The 20,810-nt window shown below is 38.9% G+C and carries 13 protein-coding genes; 8 read left to right on the forward strand and 5 right to left on the reverse strand.

Annotated features, from left to right (window positions below; translation table 11 throughout):
• Nucleotides 1-351: 351 nt before the first annotated feature.
• Together INP95_RS01440 and INP95_RS01445 are read left to right on the forward strand one after the other, a co-directional pair.
• Nucleotides 352-1,521, forward strand: coding sequence for an EmrA/EmrK family multidrug efflux transporter periplasmic adaptor subunit (locus tag INP95_RS01440; protein WP_197560755.1), 1,170 nt, complete (start codon nt 352-354; stop codon nt 1,519-1,521).
• A gap of 8 nt (nt 1,522-1,529) precedes the next feature.
• Complete coding sequence (locus tag INP95_RS01445; protein ID WP_197560756.1) at nt 1,530-3,056, forward strand: DHA2 family efflux MFS transporter permease subunit; 1,527 nt, start codon at nt 1,530-1,532, stop codon at nt 3,054-3,056.
• Nucleotides 3,057-3,112: 56 nt separating this feature from the next.
• Here INP95_RS01445 and uvrA read toward each other — a convergent pair whose 3' ends face one another.
• Entirely contained in the window at nt 3,113-5,944 is a 2,832-nt protein-coding gene (uvrA, locus tag INP95_RS01450) for an excinuclease ABC subunit UvrA (protein ID WP_049384229.1), read from the reverse strand.
• Nucleotides 5,945-6,106: 162 nt separating this feature from the next.
• Here uvrA and INP95_RS01455 point away from each other — a divergent pair, with 162 nt between their 5' ends.
• The 5 genes from INP95_RS01455 (at nt 6,107) to INP95_RS01475 (ending at nt 11,758) form a co-directional block, all read left to right on the forward strand.
• Nucleotides 6,107-6,574, forward strand: a complete 468-nt coding sequence (locus INP95_RS01455; RefSeq protein WP_049357843.1) for a single-stranded DNA-binding protein — start codon at nt 6,107-6,109, stop codon at nt 6,572-6,574.
• Between the two features lie 286 nt (nt 6,575-6,860).
• Nucleotides 6,861-7,451: a hypothetical protein gene (locus INP95_RS01460; RefSeq protein WP_197560757.1), complete on the forward strand. Its 591-nt coding sequence runs from the start codon at nt 6,861-6,863 to the stop codon at nt 7,449-7,451.
• A 220-nt stretch (nt 7,452-7,671) separates the two neighbouring features.
• A complete protein-coding gene (locus INP95_RS01465; protein WP_197560758.1) occupies nt 7,672-8,466 on the forward strand; it encodes a formate/nitrite transporter family protein in 795 nt (264 codons plus the stop codon).
• A 239-nt stretch (nt 8,467-8,705) separates the two neighbouring features.
• A complete protein-coding gene (locus tag INP95_RS01470) occupies nt 8,706-9,779 on the forward strand; it encodes a T6SS immunity protein Tli4 family protein (protein ID WP_197560759.1) in 1,074 nt (357 codons plus the stop codon).
• Between the two features lie 338 nt (nt 9,780-10,117).
• The gene (locus INP95_RS01475; protein WP_197560760.1) at nt 10,118-11,758 is read left to right on the forward strand and encodes an ABC1 kinase family protein; all 1,641 of its coding nucleotides are present in this window, start codon (nt 10,118-10,120) and stop codon (nt 11,756-11,758) included.
• A gap of 134 nt (nt 11,759-11,892) precedes the next feature.
• Here the strand turns inward: INP95_RS01475 and INP95_RS01480 are convergent, their stop codons facing one another.
• Entirely contained in the window at nt 11,893-12,261 is a 369-nt protein-coding gene (locus tag INP95_RS01480) for a rhodanese-like domain-containing protein (RefSeq protein WP_197560761.1), read from the reverse strand.
• Nucleotides 12,262-12,564: 303 nt separating this feature from the next.
• Here INP95_RS01480 and ygiD point away from each other — a divergent pair, with 303 nt between their 5' ends.
• Nucleotides 12,565-13,350 (forward strand): 4,5-DOPA-extradiol-dioxygenase, encoded by a 786-nt coding sequence (ygiD, locus tag INP95_RS01485; protein ID WP_197560762.1) that lies wholly within the window; start codon nt 12,565-12,567, stop codon nt 13,348-13,350.
• Between the two features lie 121 nt (nt 13,351-13,471).
• Here ygiD and INP95_RS01490 read toward each other — a convergent pair whose 3' ends face one another.
• From INP95_RS01490 to INP95_RS01500, 3 genes are all read right to left on the reverse strand, one after another.
• A complete protein-coding gene (locus INP95_RS01490; protein ID WP_197560763.1) occupies nt 13,472-17,515 on the reverse strand; it encodes a helix-turn-helix transcriptional regulator in 4,044 nt (1,347 codons plus the stop codon).
• Nucleotides 17,516-17,845: 330 nt separating this feature from the next.
• On the reverse strand, nt 17,846-18,052 hold the full coding sequence (locus INP95_RS01495; RefSeq protein ID WP_005695183.1) for a YnbE family lipoprotein: 207 nt from the start codon (nt 18,050-18,052) through the stop codon (nt 17,846-17,848).
• On the reverse strand, nt 18,036-20,783 hold the full coding sequence (locus tag INP95_RS01500; protein ID WP_197560764.1) for a YdbH family protein: 2,748 nt from the start codon (nt 20,781-20,783) through the stop codon (nt 18,036-18,038). Before INP95_RS01500 ends, INP95_RS01495 begins: the two co-directional genes overlap by 17 nt.
• Between the last annotated feature and the right edge of the window lie 27 nt (nt 20,784-20,810).

Consider the following 20,810-nt stretch of genomic DNA (forward strand, 5'->3'; position numbering starts at 1 on the left):
CTCAAAACGCAAAAGCAGAAACCAATCCCCATTATCTAACACACGCTTAATAAAATCTAGGCATTTTCAATATAATTTTTGTAAAAGTATGTAAATAAATTATCTTAAAAAAACAAACACATATTTATTTTATTTTTATACTCAGAAACTATAACAAAATCCCACTCTCTGCTTTAGCAATACCGACACTTGTTTGTTATGAAAAAACGTCATTAAAATTGACCGCACTTTTATCTAAACAAGCGCGGTCATTCTTGAAATAATTCTAATTCACGTTCATAATGAACAAATATTCATATTTTATAGACTGAAGCTTTTTTTACTTCAGCATTTTTTCATAAGGCTCGCATTATGACCGAGCAACATTCAGATATACAAAATTCTTCCAATAATAAATCCCAACAACGTAAAAAAGGACTTTCTATTTTTATCCTTTTGCTTCTTCTGATTGCAATCGGTTCGGCGGCTTATTGGTATCTCTTTATTAAAGGCTTTGAAGAAACGGAAGATGCCTATGTCAGCGGCAATCAGGTGATGGTATCGGCACAAGTCGCGGGGAATATTTCGAAAATTAATGTCGATAATATGGATCCCGTACAAGCGGGTGACGTGTTATTAGAACTGGATGATACCAACGCCAAATTAAGTTTTGAGCAAGCTAAAAGCAATTTAGCCAATGCGGTTCGCCAAATTTCTCAACTAAATTACACTGTAAAACAATTGAAATCCGCCGTTCGTGCGAATGAAATCACCCTTGCTCAAGCACAAGGAAACTTGAACCGTCGTGTGCAATTAGTCAAAGATGGGGCGATTGATAAAGAATCTTTCCAACACGCCAAAGAAGCGGTTGAGCTTGCCAAAGCAAACTTAACGACTTCACAAAACCAACTTGAGGCTAATCAAGCCTTATTGCTAGACGGGCCTTTAAGTGAACAACCCCAAATTCAAAGTGCGGTCAGTAATTTGAAACAAGCTTGGTTGAATTTAGAACGCACAAAAATCCGCAGTCCAATTAAAGGCTATGTGGCTCGTCGTAATGCTCAAGTAGGACAAGCGGTTTCTGTTGGTGGCGCATTAATGGCGGTGGTGACTACCGATCAAATGTGGTTAGATGCCAACTTCAAAGAAACACAATTAACCCATATGCGAATTGGTCAGCCAGTTGAAATTCATTTCGACCTTTATGGCAAGGATAAAACCTTTAATGGAAAAGTCGTCGGAATTGAAATGGGGACAGGCAGCGCATTCTCATTATTACCCACTCAAAATGCGACGGGGAACTGGATCAAAGTGGTGCAGCGTGTGCCGGTGCGTATTCAATTAGATCCGCAACAGCTGGCTGAAAATCCATTACGCATCGGTCTTTCTGCCACTGTGAAAGTAAATGTGAGCGATAGCCAAGGTGAAACCTTGCGTGACCAAGCGCCATCTACAACGCTTTATTCCACGAATGTGCTGCAATATGATGAAAGTGCGGTCAATAATTTGATCGAATCTATTATTCGCGACAATAGCTATTAGGTTCTGTTATGCCGCAATCTCATTTCAAGCCGCTGCAAGGCGGTGCGCTAGCGATGCTCACATTGGTGCTTTCATTAGCCACCTTTATGCTTGTGCTGGACTCCACCATCGCTAACGTAGCCATTCCAACCATTGCAGGGGATTTGGGTGCCTCGTCCAGCCAAGGAACCTGGGTGATCACCTCGTTCGGTGTGGCAAATGCTATTTCGATTCCGATTACAGGCTGGCTGGCAAAACGTTTTGGTGAAGTGCGGTTATTTTTAATCGCAACGCTATTATTCGTGCTAGCCTCTTGGCTTTGTGGTATTGCAAATAGCTTGGAAATGTTGATCGTTTTTCGCGTCCTTCAAGGTGCGGTAGCCGGCCCAATCATTCCCCTTTCTCAAAGTTTATTATTAAATAACTACCCACCTGAAAAACGCGGAATGGCATTGGCCTTTTGGTCAATGACGATCGTCGTCGCCCCGATTTGTGGCCCGATTTTAGGCGGTTGGATCAGCGATAATATTCACTGGGGTTGGATTTTCTTTATCAACGTTCCGATTGGGCTTGCCGTTGTCTTAATCAGTTGGAAAGTTTTAGAAGGCCGAGAAAGCAGAATTTCTCATCAACCTGTTAATACGGTTGGGCTGATTTTGTTAGCGCTCGGTGTAGGTGCGTTACAATTGATGCTGGATCAAGGTCGCGAGCTAGACTGGTTTAATTCCACTGAAATTATCGTACTCACCATTATCGCAGCGATAGGGTTAATCGCCCTCATCATTTGGGAACTCACGGACGATAATCCAGTTGTGGATGTCTCCTTATTCAAATCCCGAAATTTCACCGTAGGTTGTGTTTCGACTAGCCTTGCTTTCTTGGTGTATTCAGGGACGGTCGTGCTCATCCCGCTGCTGCTCCAACAGGTTTACAACTATACCGCAACATGGGCGGGGCTTGCGGCTGCACCAGTTGGATTATTACCGATTCTACTTGCACCGATTATCGGAAAATTCGGCAATAAAATTGATATGCGGATTTTAATCACCGTCAGTTTTATGGTTTATGCGCTCACCTTTTATTGGCGAGCCGTGACGTTTGAACCTGGCATGACCTTTGCCGATGTTGCCTTGCCACAATTTGTGCAAGGTTTAGCGGTTGCTTGCTTCTTTATGCCGCTGACAACCATTACGCTTTCTGGTTTACCGCCCGAAAAAATGGCTTCGGCGTCGAGCTTATTTAATTTCCTTCGAACCCTTGCCGGCTCAATAGGCACATCACTTACTACTTTTATTTGGTATAACCGCGAAGCCGTGCATCATACTCAACTCACGGAAGCGATTAACCCATATAATCCGATTTCCCAACAGTTCTTCCAAACGATGGGGAGTTTTGGTTTAAGTGAAGAACAAACGGCATCATATATTGCCAGACAAATCACTGCTCAAGGCTTTATTATTGGTGCTAACGAGATCTTCTTTGTCTCCGCGATAACGTTCATTTCCTTGGTTGTTCTCATTTGGTTTGCTAAACCACCGTTCAGTAGCAAACATTAAAAACATCCAAAAAAATAACCGCACTTTAATGATGTTCAAAAGTGCGGTTAGTTTTTCTAGCCTTTTGCCAAAATGTCTTTTAGGAATCTCGCGGTATGCGAGCCTTTGACTTTAGCGACCTCTTCCGGGGTGCCTGTCGCGATGATTTGACCACCGCCACTGCCCCCTTCTGGACCAAGATCCACAATCCAGTCTGCGGTTTTGATCACATCTAAGTTGTGTTCGATCACCACGATAGTATTGCCTTGATCGCGCAAGCGGTGTAACACTTCGAGAAGTTGTTTAATATCGGCAAAATGCAGACCAGTTGTCGGTTCATCCAAAATATAAAGGGTTTTACCGGTATCGCGTTTTGAAAGCTCTGTCGCTAACTTAACGCGTTGTGCCTCACCACCTGAAAGCGTGGTAGAAGACTGACCTAAACGAATATAAGACAAGCCTACATCCATTAGGGTTTGCAATTTACGCGCAATCATTGGGATGGCATCAAAAAACTCACGGGCTTCTTCCACCGTCATATCTAACACTTGGTGAATAGTTTTACCTTTGTATCGGATCTCTAAGGTTTCACGATTATAGCGTTTACCTTTACATTGATCACAAGGCACATACACATCCGGCAAGAAGTGCATTTCCACTTTTAGCACGCCATCACCTTGGCATGCTTCACAACGACCACCGCGTACGTTAAAACTAAAGCGTCCTGGATTATAACCACGCGCACGCGCCTCTGGTACGCCCGCAAATAATTCACGAATTGGCGTGAATAAACCGGTGTAAGTTGCAGGGTTAGAACGCGGTGTACGGCCGATCGGACTTTGGTTAATGTCGATCACTTTGTCAAAATATTCCAAGCCTTCAATGGATTTATAAGGCGCAAAATCCGTTTTTTCCGCACGATTTAAGGCGTTTTGAGCCAATGGGAATAACGTATCATTAATTAGCGTTGATTTGCCTGAACCTGATACCCCTGTGATGCAAGTAAATAAGCCCACTGGGATCTCTAAATTCACACCTTTCAGATTATTCCCTGTCGCACCTTTTAATTTTAGAAGTTTGCTTTTATCAAGTGCGGTTCGTTTTTTAGGAATTTCAATTTTTTCTTCGCCTGATAAGAACTTACCCGTAATTGAATTTGGGTTCGCCATAATTTCTTTGGCTGTCCCCTGAGCAATCACTTGACCACCATGCACACCAGCTCCAGGGCCAATATCAATAATATGATCGGCTTCTCGAATAGCATCTTCATCATGTTCCACCACGATCACGGTGTTGCCTAAATTACGCAGATGAATCAGCGTATTTAACAGACGCTCATTATCGCGTTGGTGTAAACCGATAGAAGGCTCATCCAACACATACATGACACCCACTAATCCCGCACCAATCTGACTCGCAAGACGAATACGTTGCGCTTCCCCCCCCGAAAGAGTCTCGGCAGAACGAGAAAGGGAAAGATAATTTAACCCCACATTCACTAAGAATTCTAATCGCTCTCTGATCTCTTTCAGGATTTTTTCCGCAATTTGTGCTTTTTGACCGGTTAAAGTAAGCCCTTGGAAAAACTCAAGGCTTTCACCAATGCTTTTCTCTGAAATTTGCGGCAAGTTAATGCTGCCAATATACACGTTTCGAGCTTCAGGGCGAAGACGCGAGCCGCCACAATCTGCACAAGGTCGGTTACTGATATTTTTCGCCAATTCTTCGCGTACAGACATGGATTCCGTTTCTTTATAACGGCGCGCCATATTATTTAAAATCCCTTCAAAAGGATGTTTACGGATCACCACATCGCCACGGTCATTCATGTATTGGAATTCAATTTCTTCCTTGCCTGAACCGTGCATCACAATATCTTTAATTTTTTGTGACAAATCTTCGTATGGCGTTTCAATATCAAATTTATAATGCTTCGCCAACGAGGTAAGCATTTGATAGTAATAGAAATTGCGACGATCCCAACCTTTCACCGCACCACCTGCGAGGGAAATACTTTCATTTTGCACCACACGGCTTTCATCAAAGAACTGCTGAACACCTAAGCCATCACAAGTCGGACACGCCCCTGCCGGGTTATTAAATGAGAATAAGCGAGGCTCTAATTCTGGTACGGAATAGCCACAATGCGGACAAGCAAAATTCGCCGAGAAAACTAATTCTTCAGCATTAGGATTATCCATATCAGCCACCACAGCCGTACCACCAGAAAGCTCCAATGCTGTCTCAAAAGATTCTGCCAAACGTGTGGCTAAATCTGACCGCACTTTAAAGCGATCCACCACCACTTCAATGGTATGTTTTTTCTGTAAAGCAAGTTCTGGTGGATCGGATAAATCACAGATTTCACCATCAATTCTTGCACGAATATAACCTTGTGCCGCCAAGCTATCTAACAACTTAACATGCTCACCTTTACGGTTTTTCACCACGGGCGCAAGCAACATCATTTTGCTTTCTTCAGGCAGACTTAAAACTTTATCCACCATTTGACTGATGGTTTGTGCCGTTAATGGCACATCATGATCAGGACAACGCGGCTCCCCTACGCGAGCAAACAGCAAACGCAGGTAATCGTAAATTTCGGTGATCGTGCCCACGGTTGAACGCGGGTTATGAGAAGTGGATTTTTGCTCAATAGAAATCGCTGGCGACAAGCCCTCAATCGAATCCACATCAGGTTTTTCCATCAAAGAAAGGAACTGACGCGCGTAAGCAGAGAGCGATTCCACATAACGACGCTGCCCTTCCGCATAAAGCGTATCAAATGCTAAAGAAGATTTGCCCGAACCGGACAAACCTGTAATCACAATTAATTTATCGCGCGGAATGGTTAAATTGATGTTTTTGAGGTTGTGGGTTCTAGCCCCACGAATGTCGATAGTATCCATAAAAAAAGCGATTGCCTTAAGAAAATAAATTCAAAAATTGCGACCATTATCGCATATTTCAATATCTGTGCAAATATCCAGTTAATTTTTATGGATCTTTTGTTTCTTTTAAGGCAAAATAGCCAAAATTTTTCATCTTATTTCTAAAATATAGAGGATTCTATGGCAGGTATTAATAAAGTAATCATCGTAGGTAATTTAGGTAATGATCCTGAAATCCGCACGATGCCAAATGGCGAAGCGGTAGCGAATATCAGCGTGGCAACAAGTGAAAGCTGGACAGATAAAAACACGGGCGAACGTCGTGAAGTCACCGAATGGCACCGTATCGTGTTATATCGTCGTTTAGCGGAAATTGCGGGTCAATACTTACGCAAAGGTTCACAAGTTTATGTTGAAGGTCGTTTAAAAACCCGTAAATGGCAAGATAACAACGGCCAAGATCGTTACACCACTGAAATCCAGGGTGATAACTTACAAATGTTAGGTGGTCGTAATCAAGAGATGGGCGGTTATACACCTGCGCAATCAGCACCACAACCAAGCTATCAATCTCGTCCAGCACAATCTGCGCCAGCGCCACAAGCTGAGCCACCAATGGACGCATTTGATGACAACATTCCATTCTAAATTGTATTAATACAAGATTATCTATACGAAGAGAGACCTTTCATTGAAAGGTCTCTTTTTTATCTCTCATTTTGACATCAATTATTCGTGCGCCTGCACTAAAACGCAATAAATATTCAATTTATTGCACAGCATCCGAATCTAATATATCTTTATTTGAATACTGGAAAATAGTATAGATATCAAGGAGAACATTTCTTAGATGGGCAACATCACTCTAATCAGGAAAAAGAAAACGATGTATCTTTGCTTTATTTCCTTTGAACATCTTCAGGAGTAAGAATATATGGAAAATTTTAAACAAATCCTTTCGAAATTATCTGTTATTTTTTTATTATTCTATTCGCAAAATATATTTTCCATGACACAAACCGAAATCCAATTGGAAAAAGCTTATTTAGCAGAAATGATTGATATGGCATCTGAAATTATGGAGAAAAAACAATCTATTGATCCTGATTCATTGCAATATAAACGTAGGAATATCAAGGTTTTTACTCATACAAACATGAAAAACGGTTATACAAGCTACACTTTGGAAAAATCAAAAGTTCATTTGGTTGTACCTAAAGAGTTAAAACAGAATACAAAACTTAATCTCTATTGGGATGAAAGCAAAGGTTCAATAAATATCCTATTTGACAAAGATGAATTGACAAAATACTTTCATCTGAATCTTAAAAAAAGTGAGGAAAAATCAGAAACACTGAAAACGGTTTTTGATGAGACCATATATTTTTTCACTTCCTATGAATTTTCTATCGATAAATACCCTAACGTTACCATTGAGTTTCGTCTCTACCATTCACCTGGTACGACATTCAGATTGGACTACCCGACTGAATTTACGCGGATTTTGATTTATAGAAAAATGTAACAGACGATGTTTCCTTATACCGTTTCTAACTTAGGCGACATTGTTCAACCACCGACCGCACTTTGCCCTCAAAAAAAGAACCTAAACACCTAATTTGAAGTACGAATTATTATTCAATTTCGTTATAACTAAAAATCAGTACATATATTTAACAATTCTTTCGGTTTTGCTATGTGGTTTGCTACATTTTTACCGTCTTATTTTTACTAGAGGTACAACTATGCAGCATCGCGATCTTTATCCCCACGAAATCTTACAAGATGTTATTGATAAAAGTTATGCTAAGTCGCAAGGACACCTAAAAACACTTTCTATTTTAAGTTTTTTAGGTGGCGGCTATGTGAGTTTTGGTTATATGGCCTATTTAAAAGTCGTGAGCGGTATTCCTCCAGAGTGGAGTGGGCTATCAACATTACTTGGTGCGGCCGTGTTTCCTATTTGTTTGATTTGTATTCTGATCGGTGGTGGTGAATTAGCCACGGGAAATATGATGATGATGGCATTAGGCCGTTTAACAAAAAGAGTAAGCCTCAAAAAATTATTTCGTAACTGGATTGTAGTGAGTTTGGGCAACCTGCTCGGTGCGCTGTTTATGGCCTATTTCTTAGGGCATTATGTCGGTTTATCAGAAGGTGCAGCCTCTGCTAAAACCATTGCTATCGCCGAGGCTAAAGTGCAAATGGATTTTGGTCGCGCCTTTGTTTCTGCCATTGCCTGTAACTGGATGGTCTGCATGGGTATTTGGTTCTATTTCGGTGCCAAACAAACCTCCGGTCGTATCCTAGCCATATGGTTCCCAGTGATGATTTTTGTGCTTATCGGATTACAGCACTTTGTCGCCAATATGTTTATTATTCCTGCCGGGATTTTTGCTGGTGCTAATGTGACTTGGAGCCAATTCTTCTTCAATATGATTCCTGTCTTTTTAGGCAATGTTACCGGTGGTGCAGCATTTGTCGGTGCGTCTTATCTTTACGCCTATCGTCACTTATTAAAAGAAGATTATTGTATTTAGTAAATGAAAATCTGCCCGCACTTTGGCGTGAAAAAGGTCTTTTGAAATGTCAAAAGGCCTTTTATTCTCTCTAAAATGTATTGAATCGCCTTTTAATTACCCTTTCTTAAATAGTGTAAAGTTGCACTTTACACTAAAAGCATGTAAACTCATCTATTAAGATCAATATGGAAAGAAAAGTGTTAGCAGAATTTCCATATTATTTAGCATCTTCAAATTTACACTAAGGAAGAGATCACATGCCGAAGATGAAAATTTCTAGACTGATGTTTTATAGCACTGTTTTGACTAGTGTTATGTTGTCTTCTTGCAGTCAACACGCCCAAACCCACTCAACAGTAGAAAATACAGCAAGCAATTATGCTCAAAATGCGGCAACGTATTGGACTGAACAGCCATTTTGTAGTGGGCGTTACCAAATTAACTTACCATCTAACCGTATAAGTGGGACTGGTTGGCTTAAATACAATGGTTGGCAGATAAGAGTGCGACCAGATTATTGGAATCTGAAAGTAGAATCCGCATTAGAGGTTAAAGAAAAAGGATATAATGGAAACGAGAGTTTTATAGAGTACCGCACGGTTATTCCTAATAAAGCGATAGCGATGGTCACACAGGCTCCTGGTTCATGGGAACACGCGGTGTCAAAGCATCTAAAAGGCATGATCTATTATGTCAATTTCTATTTCAAGTTAGGTAAGAATGATGCCTATTCCATTCAAACTCTTTCAAGCATTATGCCTGTCAACGGCAAAGCTCCCCCAAACCTTAAGCAACTGGAAAAAAGTAAAGCAGATGAAGCTATTAGTCGTATACGGAATGATTTTTTCGACAAGCTGAGAGATCGTAAAGATACTGAAATGCCACAGCAACAAGGTGTCTGTTTAACAGAAGGATTTATTGCCGATAAGGGAACCGAGCCGTTTTTTGGCAGTGCGGGAATCAAAATCAAAGACTATAAAGACGTTTATGCCGAGCTGACGACAGGTGGATCTTTGGAGGAAGGTGATAAACCGCTATTAGAACGCGATCTTTTCGTTAAAGATAGTGCTTTAGATAAACTCTTCTCATGGGCGAAATACAGCACCATCCGTAAAGGAAAGCGCGATATTAATGGTATGGCAGGTAATGAAAAATTGGTGAAATGGCAAGGAAATCGATATCTATTTATTTGGGAAAAAGAGGATGGCAGTGTGAGATTTAAGATGACTTTCGGTGCTAATGAGAAAAATACCAAGGGTTCGCCACTCAGTGAGAAAGAGGCTTTAAGCGCTTGGGATGCAATATTGCCAACATTGAAAAAACGACTTTAAACAAGGGACTACTGCAGTTAAATTGAAGTAAAAATACAAGCGGTCAAGTTTTGAAGAGCATTTGCAAAAACACCTCAAAATTTGACCGCTCTTTTAAATCAAAAGCCTTCAAAACTTAGCGCATTGAGATTTTTATTATTAGTATTAAATTAAAAAAATCTAATGTGGCTTGCCTTGGAAATAATTGTAGAGATCCAATTGAAGAATGGATAAACTGAAATCATCAGCAATTTTCGAAAATCTTCAGTTAGAGATGTAAAAGACCTGTCTCAATTTAGTCGCAAATCAACCTTATTTTAAATACTCGCCAAATAGCATGCACAAAGAGGAAAGTTACAATGGCTATTTTTAACAAATTTCAACGTACCAAGCAGGTTGCAGAAATCTTATTACGTTATGGTTTAGATGAGTTTTTTGAACGCAGTAATTTAGAGAAGTGGTTACCGGAATCCCTTTCAAATAAGTTAGTCAATGAATCAAGTGGAAGCGTGTCTGTATATGAACGTATCCGTCAAGCGATGGAAGAGCTGGGCACAACTTACGTTAAATTAGGGCAGATGTTAAGTGATCGCCGAGATTTGCTACCAGTTGAAATGATTACTGAACTACAAAAATTGCAAGATAAAGTAGAAGTTCAGCCCATTAATATTGCAGAGAAATTTCAGCGTGAATTAGGCATAGATATTCATGAACATTTCGAAACGCTTGCTTCAGAGCCTATGGCATCAGCTTCTATCGGTCAAGTATTCAAAGGGCGCTTGAAAAACGGACAAGATGTTGCGGTAAAAATCAAGCGAGAAGGCATTGATCAAGTCATTAAGGCAGATTTACTTATCTTACAAGATCTCGTGAATTTTCTAGAACAACGCAACGACATTATTTCTAACCTTCAACCTAAAGCGTTATTAAATACCTTCAAAGAATCCATTACAACAGAACTCTCCCTTGAAAGTGAACGTCGTAGCATTGAACGTTTTGCTAATAATTTTAAGCAAGATTCACGTATTTTAGTCCCACAAACCTATTCGAATTTATCAAACAATAACATTCTTTGTATGGATTTTGTGTATGGCTCAAAAGTGACCAATAAAGCACAGATTGAACAACAAGGTTTACTGGCTAAAGATGTTGCTTTACTTGGATTAGATCTCTATATGAAACAAGTATTTGAGTTTGGTTTCTTTCATGCTGATCCCCACCCTGGCAATATTCTATTAACGCCTGACGGGCGGATTGCTTTTATTGACTTGGGGGCAATGGGCAAACTCAGCCCTAAAGAACGCGAATTACTCGGAAATTGTTTGTACTATTCCTCTCAAAAAAATGTGCGAAAAATCATCGAGACCATTAAGCAGCTTGCTGTCAGTTATAATGTGCCGAATGAAAAAGCACTAGAAAATGATCTTTCTGAGATTTTCATGCTCCTCACTGAAAGCAATTTGGCAGGGTTAGATATCGGTGAATTGATGAATCGTTTTACCAAAATTATGAGCGAAAATAGCATTATTATGCCTGAGGGCGTTTATTTGCTAGCAAAAGGTTTTGCCCAGATTGAGGGGATCGGACGTTATCTCTATCCTGAATTAGATATTGCAGCCGTACTTAAACCTTATGTTACACAAATGCTCAAGAAACGATTTTCACCTAAACGCGTGATTAGTGAAAGTTTCGAAAAAATTGCTGACAGCTACAACAACTGGCTTTCGCTTCCAGAAGAAGTCAAAATTTTCTTACAAAAAATCAGCAATAAGGAAATTCGTCTTGAACATGAAATTCACGGATTAGAGCGTTTTCGTAAGACTGTCGAACGAGTGGGCATTATGTTGATTATTGCCGCACTCATTATTGCAGCGTCTATTTTATCGTTGAACAAAAATCTCCCTCAGCGTAATGGCATCCCAATACCAAGCTTGATTTGCGGTGCGATTGCATTAGTACTGGCCGTCTTTTTATTGATTAAGCGAATAGATAAGAATTAATGTAATGAGTACAATACAAGCGGTCGAATTTTTAAGATGATCTGCAAAAATACCTCAAAATTTGACCGTGCTTTGGAGTAAAAAAATCCCCTAAATACTAAATCTAGGGGATTTTTCTTTAAATGATGTGATATTTATTTCAAACCTTTCTTAACCAAATCTTCATAACCACCATGATTGGTTACATTGGTATAGCCTGCATTTTTCAACTCAGTGAGCGCGGCTTCGGCACGGCGGCCACTACGACAATAAAGGTTGATCGGTGCATCTTTATCTGAGCCAATCGCTTTAACACCTTCAATGATTTTATCGTGTGGAATATTCACCGCATCTTGTAAATGACCTGCGTTAAATTCCTCGGCTGAACGTACATCAATCCAAACGCCTTTTGCTTTTTCCTGTTGTACTGCGCTTTGTTCTGTTTGTGGCGCAGTATTCGCAGAAGCAAAAAAAGGTACAGCAATCGCTGCCGCAGAAAGTACTGCTGTGAATAATTTTTTCATTATTCAATCTCCTATTAAATAGAAATAATATATTTACCTAAATAAATTTAGGGATTATGTAAAACTAATAGTCATCATACGCCTAAATATAAAGATAATAAACTGTAAATGAAGTAAATTTTAAGTAAAATTTTCGTAAAATTTAACCGCACTTTGTAATATTTCCCCTATTTTATACGCCCATATCTCTAAACCTTACCATTCATTATTTCCGATTAGTAAAAGATGTTGTTCATAAAGTAGTATTTTTCACACAAAGATTTAACCGTACAATCTGCTCCATCAAATATTGAGGAGAAAATAATGAAAAAAATGCCTGTATTATTTGTTGGGCATGGTAGCCCGATGAATGCGTTAGATAAAGAAAACCCGTTCAATCAGAATTTCAGCCTAATTACACAAAAGTTTACTAAACCAAAAGCCATTTTGATGATTTCAGCGCATTGGTACAGTAGCCGTTTGCAGGTAACATCAGGTGAACATCCTGAAATGATTTACGATTTCTACGGTTTTCCTGAAGAGCTCAGCCAAGTGCAATATCCTGCACCCGGTTCGCCTGAGTTGGCGGAGCAAGTGCGGTCATTATTACAGCCGGAAAATGTCGAGCTGAACCCAACACGAGGCTTTGATCATGGTGCTTGGGCGGTATTGAAATTTCTCTATCCTAATGCCGATATTCCCGTGGTACAACTTAGTCTTAACCGTTTGCAATCGGCTGAATGGCATTTCAATTTGGCAAAAAAATTATCTGCCTTGCGAGAACAAGGTGTGTTGATTATTGGGAGCGGCAACATTGTGCATAATCTAAGAGTGATAAGCTGGGAACATATCGACCAAATCGGTGCAGGTTATGACTGGGCGTTTGCTTTCCGTGAAACAATCAATCAAGCGATTGCGACACAAGATGATAAAACTTTGGTGCATTATGAGCAGTTAGGTGAAAAAGCCGACCTTTCAGTACCAACACCAGATCATTATTTGCCGTTGCTTTACATTATGGCGTTATGCGAACCGCAAGACGAGATTACGTTTTTCAATAATAAGCTGATTACAGGATCGCTCAGTATGATGTCGGTTTTAGTGGGGTAATATATTTGCAAAAACGTTTGAAAATCTGACCGCTCTTAAAAATAAAAAAGGCCATCTGAAATTTAACATTCAGATGGTCTTCTTAATTATTAACACAAATGTTTTATGTCATTAGATTTTATTACAAATGCATATCTAATCGGTGTTCATCATCCCACATTTCAGCTTCATGTTTATAAGAGCTAGCCAGCCAACCAAGCAACTCATCTGCTACAAACGGATGAGTAATAGCTAATTGTCTACTCCAATCTTGATATTGTTCGACTATTCTCCATTCTTGAGCACCTCCATCACCAAATGAACGGCTTGTAACTCCCCTGCTATTACGTTTTTCTATATACATTCCTTCAATCATATTTTTAGAATGTATATCTTCAACTAAATCACGTACACCTTCACAAGGCCAAATTCCATCTTCTCCATTTTGACAATGACCTAATAATTTACCAATAAAATATTCAACGATATTTCTACACCCTTTCTTTTCAGCAAGGTTAATTGCTTGTTGTACCCATTCTTCAAGCTTTTCGGTATTAATTTTTCCTGAATTATCTTCACCAGGTATATGGCTTAAAGCCCCCAAAGCATCGAAACACTTAGCCCTAAATTCTTTCTTATTTGTATTTTCATCTCTGTCATCCTTTCCATCATCTCTTTTAGAAAGCTCTGAAATAAGTTGAACGAAGAATTCAGGATGTTCTTCCAAATATCTTTCCAAACTTTTAATTGAACAATTTTCACTTTTCAACCCACAAGGTGCTAAAACCTCTATATAAGCAAATTCTAAACTCGCCTTTTGTTCTAAGCTCAACATTTCATACTCAGAAATTTGAGAAAACGCCTCTCCTAATCGATAACGATCGGGTGGATTATTTTCATCTTTTGATGTAGGTAAAAGCATTGCTGATAAAATATCAAAAATCAATTTAGGGGATATTTTTTTGAGAATTAAATCAATATATAAGAAAGCAGTTTGAGGCCTATCGGCTAACAACAAATATTTTACCGCTTCTTCTGCTTCATCTTCATTCTGACAATAAGATGGAACTATTTCCCCCCAATACGCTTGTTGGTAATTTTCATCTAGAGAATCAACCAAGCGCCATACCTGTGAGCCAAAAGGAGACTGCAAGTATACCTGTACTTTATCAGAATCATCCAAACACACAGAAAGAGATTCAAATAAAGAGATATTATCATTACTTTCGGATAATAATCCCCGAATAATGTTCTTATAATTAATGTGAGCATCTTTTTTAAAAGACTCCAGAGCCAATTTAATTAATTGTACTGACTCCTCATCTGATGAAAATACAAAACGTCTTAGAAGAAAACCTATCGTACTTGCGCAATCTCCTTTTAAAGATAATTCTAGAATTCCTGAAAATCCTTTTTCTTGTAGAATTTCTTTTAACGCAATAACACGCTTTTGCCTAATAATTTCTTCTCTTTCTTCAAAATTCATATTTTGATAATCTTCTACCTCATCAGCAGAGTCATCAACCCAATGAGAAGCAAATAACCAAAAATGTTTATCTATTAATTCTTTTGGTTCTAATGTTGCATATACCTTCTCTCCCAACTCTGTAAACGTAATTCTATTAGAATGCCTTTTAGCTCTTTTGGATAAAACAGTCGTGCGAAGCTTTTCTCGCATGGTAATTTTCTCAGATTCTGTAGCTTGGTTTAATGCCCAATCTTCAATGAGAAGCCAAATCTTATCTTGCTGCTCAGTTGTTAAACCATAAATATGGCTGACCAAATCAAGTAATTGTTCAAATGTATAACTTGCCCAAGTTAATGCTATTTCTACTGCTGCATTGCAGAAATCATAAACGTCTTTCTTGGTTACTATATTTGGTCCGCAATTATTCCTCCAAATACATTTACTAGCCGGAAATGCTGTTTGGGGAAGCGAGCCTGGAAATTGGCTAATACAAATTCGCCAACCGATATCTGGAAATTTTCTAACTAACTTTTTTAATAATTGAATACGTTCCTGCGTCTTAATACTTGTGTCAGGACACCAAGATCTGAAAATGCCTAATAAGGATGAAAAGGGTTTATTTCTATAATTATCATTAATTTCTTTTTGGCTTAATTGAGCTAAAATTTTTACCACTCTAGTAACCGTTGACTTATCCCAAGCTAACTTCTCCAATGCCCACAATAAATCAGTATACTTAGGTGAAGAAAAAATATTAGTAGAAACTGGTTGCATCAGCTCTAAGAATTGCTTATCAGTTTTCAAATCGTTTTCTATAATACTTAAAAATACTTTTGGGCTCGCTTCTGCATACACTGAGAAATCAGATGATTGTGCTAGTAATACTCTTAAGTTAAGCGGAGAGAATAATTCTTCCACAAGTTTATTTACTGCTTCCTCACAATTAAAAGCTAATCTACTTTTAAATAATTCATTACCATGAACTGCCAATAAAATAAGCATCTCCCCTATACTATTTCTTAAGTATTTAGAATACTGTCGCTTTTTATCGTATATATTGGCTTGCCACTGCTGATCTTCTGGTAAATCTAAAGCAGGGTCATCTTCTCCTAAAACTAACGTAGCTATCTTAAAGAAGTGCTCTAAATCTACTTTAGTAATATATGATGCAATAGCAAATAACAAATCTATTTTTGATATTACCCCCCTATGCGAACTTACCGCCCAAACGGGAGAGTCATTAAGAAGTAAACTTGCTTGAAGATCTTTCTCTAAATCTTCATACGATAAACCATTTGATAAATCTTCTAAAATCGAAATATCATATTGATTAGAACTATCCCATACCCCAGCAAATAGAAATGGAATAAGAACTTGATTATAGCCGTCTACCCATTCTGGCTTATTAACAGCCTCATTCTTTGACAGTTGACGTCGCAGGACAGTTAATGAATAACCAGATTTTTTTGCCAACGCTTGTGCTTCATCATAAGAGCAACCCATTTTTTCTAACGAATGAATAAATGTTACCGAATCTAATATTTCAATTTTTAGATCAAAATTTTGTATTAGAGTATTTTTGGGATAAACAACAAAGGCATGAATCTGCTGCGAATATTGAGCTAGCTCTTTTTCGACGTTTTTATTATCAGTGATTGCAATAAAACTCTTAGAGCCTTGAGCAAGACGAGGAAGGACACTCTCTTCTTTAAATACTAGACAATTATCTCTATAAGAAATAAATTTTTTATCTAAGAACAGGGCGGACAAAAATGCCATTGCTTCGATTTTAGAATCAGCTGCAATGTAAAAAGGTTTTTGAGGTGGTTTGGATAAATAATCCAAAATCTGTTCTTCATATACTTTAATTAATTTGTTGAAGAAAGATGTATTTAAACTTGGATTACACACATTTGCCCATTCTTGCCATACACTATCTAAGGAATCTACATTTTGTGTAGGTAATTTTGCTTCATTTGCCAGCCAGCTTTGTGCTGGTAATGACTGAGCTAGCCACTGTTCAAGATCGCTTGCATCATATGCTCTGACATCTTTCCATTTATTAAGAGCTTTCTTTTGCTGAACCCATTTATTTTTTCCAGGCCAGCGACGAGGTGTTACAAAAATAAACGTTATATTTGAAGAATCTGAAAGGTGAGCCTTAAGGCTTTTATCAAAATCACTATCAGCTTTGGCTTTAATATCTTTATTAACACCAAATTCCCAGCCTGAATTACCATCAGGAATCCACGGAGTTGCCTCATTTGACTCAATCCAACCATCCCAGCCAGGTCGTTGTGAATCATCATTTCCAGGAAAATCAATTTGAGTTATTTTTTCGCTCGTTGAGTGGATCAGTGTTCTCAAAAAAACAGATAAACGTGATCTTGATGAAATTTCGCAAGTATTGACCCAATTTTCAATATCATTTGCTTTTATATCTAAAAAAGGAGGAGCATAAATATGAGTTGCGGGAGCTTCAGTTTGTTGAATTAGAGCATCTTCATACTCAGCCTGCCATTGCATTAATTGATCTAATGGGAAGTTAAAGGTCTTTGATAACCGCTGAGCCATGTTAGGTGACAACATTGCTTTACCATTCAAGAAATTAGATAGTGCAGGTCGACCAATTGCTAGCAATTTTGCAGCTTCTGTTACCGTCATTCCTTTAGGTAATAACTCTTCTTTGATTCTTAAGCCAGGATGTTTTACAATCATGTTTAGTTCCTTATTTAAGGGTTTATCAGATGCATTTCTGCGTATATTTTGTAACACTAACGATACGCCAATACTGTGTAGCGTTACACAATACAGATTAACTCTGAGGAATTAAAAAGTCAAGCATATGCTTGGCTTTTTCTTTGGGAATAATAATGCTACTTAAGAGCCTTTAGATGCCCTTTCGATAATAAACAATATCATAATTGCTGAAATCATAATTAAGCATAATCCCAATAATTTATGTAAACACCTAAAAATTCAACCGCACTTAAAAAGAAAAAAGCCATCTGAAATCTAACATTCAGATGGCCTTTTCAATTTATTCGATTATTTCTTCGCAGGCTCTACTTCACCCACGGCTTTCTGTGATTTTTCATCCATTTCCACTTTAATATTGTGGTCCACCACCACATTCATATTAATGGTGATGCCTTCCTTTGGTGTGTCCAATTGAATGGTTGGTGTGCAAGCTGTAAGTGTAAACATCGCCGCAAAAATAAAAAAGTGCGGTTGAAATTTAAGGTGTTTTATCATTTGTCTTGTCTAATTGCTTATAAAGTTTATATTGCAGATTTTGTTCAAATTGCGAGCCATAGTCAATCATATTCCACAATTCAAACATATTTTCTTGGTGCGTATAATTTAACGTTATCGGATTATTGGTTCGCTTGGTTGGATTAAACCCGCTGATACTCGCACGCAATGTCATTTGCCCTTTCGGATCGAGCGTCACCGCTGCATGGGAATTTTGTAGTTCCATTTCTTTTAATAAATCCACCAAGATATTTTCTGTCCAACCACCTTTTTTCAACCCTTTCACCATTTCATCGGTTAATTTGATGGACACATTTCCCACTTGTTCCAATGTACCATTACAAATCAAACATTCCTTATGTCCAAGCCAAAATGGCAGGGTCGCATTGGCGCGGCCGGTTAAGGTTACTTGGTTATATTGTGCCAAGGCTAACACTTGGGCTAAATCAATATTAGTAAAAGAAAGTGTCGCCATTTTACTTTGTGGAAAACTGAGCTGAGGCACCGTCAATACGCCATCAAATAAGGAAAGTTTCACATTTCTCAAAGTAAGCGGATTTTTCATGGTATTCGGATAACGCCCAAACAAATCCAATTCTCCATTTGCGACGGAAAGCGCACCATAGCGAATATTGTGAGTCGAAATATGGATTGGTTTGCTCGAAGACACTTGCAATGCCGAGTTTTCATAATTCATCGGGAAGCGAATGTTTAAGCCATAAATCTCGCCATCTGGCATAGTGATTTTGCCATTTTTAAGATTCAGCTCCCCCTTCATCTTCACGCCATTGCCATTGATTGCGAATTCACTCTGCCCTTTAATGCTACCCTCATGAATTAACCAATTCCATTGTTGAGGGAAAAGTGATTGGAATACTTTTGCAGATTGTTCTTTCCAGCTGATTTTGCCTGAAAGTGCAGTATTTTGATATACACCCAAGACATCTAAAGGCCCAAGCGAACCAGCCTTTAAATCACCTGCGAAATTGAAGTTACTGATACTCTTACCATCAATACCTAAACCGAAAACAGGCGAAACAAAACGACCGCCATAAGCCAGTTCAATCCAATCTGTTTTCGCTTGCAACAAACCTCGAATATGCTCTTCTTCATAATCCCAGCGGAGTCGGTCTTTGAGTTCTAACGAAAGCGGTGCCATTTTCACCTCTTTCATTTTCACTTCATTAGAACGTGCAGAAAGCTGATTTAATTCAATATGATCCGCTTCCCAAAAACCTTTCCCTTCCATTTTGACTGGCGTATTTAAGGATTTCCAGTTTGCACTGCCATTGATTGTCCAATCCCAACGGTTTGTCGCTTGTTTTTCTACAGACTGCAACTTATGTTCTTCATCCCGCAAATCAAACACGGTTTTAATACCGGCAATAAACTCATGGGCGTTTCCGTCTAATTTTAAATCGAGATTTTCAAACTGTGGTGTCGTGCCCGTTAATGTTGCGAGCAAACGACCTTCCAAACCATAACGACCAATAATAATGTCATCTAACGGTAAACGAACGTGCAACTTGGTATCTGGCTGAACGGTATCCATTTTAAAGACGGAACCCGGGTAAAAATACACCACTGGATGTGTGAAGAGCCCGCCAAGATGATAGGTTAAATTGGTTTGTGCCACGGTAGCGTTATAACGTAAATCCCCGCGTGTTTTCAGCTCAAAATCCAATTCATTATTGTCATCGCCACCGCCGATTTCACCATTTTTGCCTGAAATCACAATCTCCCCTTTGCCCATTTCACCAAAGGTTTGCAAGATAACGTTCATATCAATGCTTAATGGCAATAAGCCTTCAGCAGCACGGTGAATAGATAACCCAAGGAAGCCTTTGATTGGTTGATAGCTATCAAAGGTCCAATAAAATTTCCCCCATGAAATATCCAAGCCATCTTTGGTGAACACAAAAGGCACATCCAACAATGGTGAATTAGTTGTTAAATCTTGGGCATTTAACTGACCATCCGCCCCTTGCCACGACACTTTTGCCTCGCCTTTTGTGACGGCTAGTTCTGGGTTATTCCAATTGAATAAAACATTTCCTTGTTGAGGCAGTTGAGAAAGATCGGGCTCAAAATTTGCAGTGAACTGAAGATCATAGGTTTTATCGCCTGATTGTTTGATATCGGTATTGCCCGTCCATTGGAAGATCCCATCTCGTGGCGTGACCGTGGATTGGTGATGTAGCTCAAGCCCATCATTATTCGCTTGAGCTTCAAGCGCTAATTGATTGCCATTATAGTTGGCATCTAACGCCCAATCAGCTGATAAAAAAGGCTGCAAAGCAGCTTGTTTCAGCGCTTCGGTATTCGTTAATTGAAAGTGTTTAACTTTGACATCAGAAATAGGTAATGCCGCCCAAAGTGCGGTCAAATTTGGTGGTGTTTTTTCAGCGTTATCGCTTGGTAAATGAGTTAAACAATCATAATCCAAACTAGCCTTTTCAATATCAAGACTATGCGTATTCCACCAAGTGAGTTGCGCATCATTGAGATTTACGAGGGTACATTGATCTGTTTTCACTTTTAGTTCAGGCAGTGTTAAACCTGTCGCTTTCCATTGCCAGTCATCAGCTAATTCAATGTGATAATGCGGTGCTAAAAAATGATTGGTAAGTTGCGCTACACGTTTTGGGGTCGCAAAAACGCGTAATAAGCCAACGCTTACTACGATTAACAGCAACAAAATAATCAAAGCCCACAGGCAACGCTTTCGCATAGTTTCCCCAATTACGCGATAAATAAA

This window comes from Haemophilus parainfluenzae (assembly GCF_014931375.1).
GTDB lineage: Bacteria > Pseudomonadota > Gammaproteobacteria > Enterobacterales > Pasteurellaceae > Haemophilus_D.

Excerpts from the sequence above, each read along its gene's own strand:
- INP95_RS01480 (WP_197560761.1), bottom strand. The coding sequence starts at position 12,261 with ATGAAAAAATTATTCACAGCAGTACTTTCTGCGGCAGCGATTGCTGTA.
- INP95_RS01490 (WP_197560763.1), bottom strand. The coding sequence starts at position 17,515 with ATGATTGTAAAACATCCTGGCTTAAGAATCAAAGAAGAGTTATTACCT.
- INP95_RS01495 (WP_005695183.1), bottom strand. The coding sequence starts at position 18,052 with ATGATAAAACACCTTAAATTTCAACCGCACTTTTTTATTTTTGCGGCG.
- INP95_RS01460 (WP_197560757.1), top strand. The coding sequence starts at position 6,861 with ATGGAAAATTTTAAACAAATCCTTTCGAAATTATCTGTTATTTTTTTA.
- INP95_RS01455 (WP_049357843.1), top strand. The coding sequence starts at position 6,107 with ATGGCAGGTATTAATAAAGTAATCATCGTAGGTAATTTAGGTAATGAT.
- ygiD (WP_197560762.1), top strand. The coding sequence starts at position 12,565 with ATGAAAAAAATGCCTGTATTATTTGTTGGGCATGGTAGCCCGATGAAT.
- INP95_RS01475 (WP_197560760.1), top strand. The coding sequence starts at position 10,118 with ATGGCTATTTTTAACAAATTTCAACGTACCAAGCAGGTTGCAGAAATC.
- INP95_RS01440 (WP_197560755.1), top strand. The coding sequence starts at position 352 with ATGACCGAGCAACATTCAGATATACAAAATTCTTCCAATAATAAATCC.
- INP95_RS01445 (WP_197560756.1), top strand. The coding sequence starts at position 1,530 with ATGCCGCAATCTCATTTCAAGCCGCTGCAAGGCGGTGCGCTAGCGATG.
- INP95_RS01465 (WP_197560758.1), top strand. The coding sequence starts at position 7,672 with ATGCAGCATCGCGATCTTTATCCCCACGAAATCTTACAAGATGTTATT.
- INP95_RS01470 (WP_197560759.1), top strand. The coding sequence starts at position 8,706 with ATGCCGAAGATGAAAATTTCTAGACTGATGTTTTATAGCACTGTTTTG.
- INP95_RS01500 (WP_197560764.1), bottom strand. The coding sequence starts at position 20,783 with ATGCGAAAGCGTTGCCTGTGGGCTTTGATTATTTTGTTGCTGTTAATC.
- uvrA (WP_049384229.1), bottom strand. The coding sequence starts at position 5,944 with ATGGATACTATCGACATTCGTGGGGCTAGAACCCACAACCTCAAAAAC.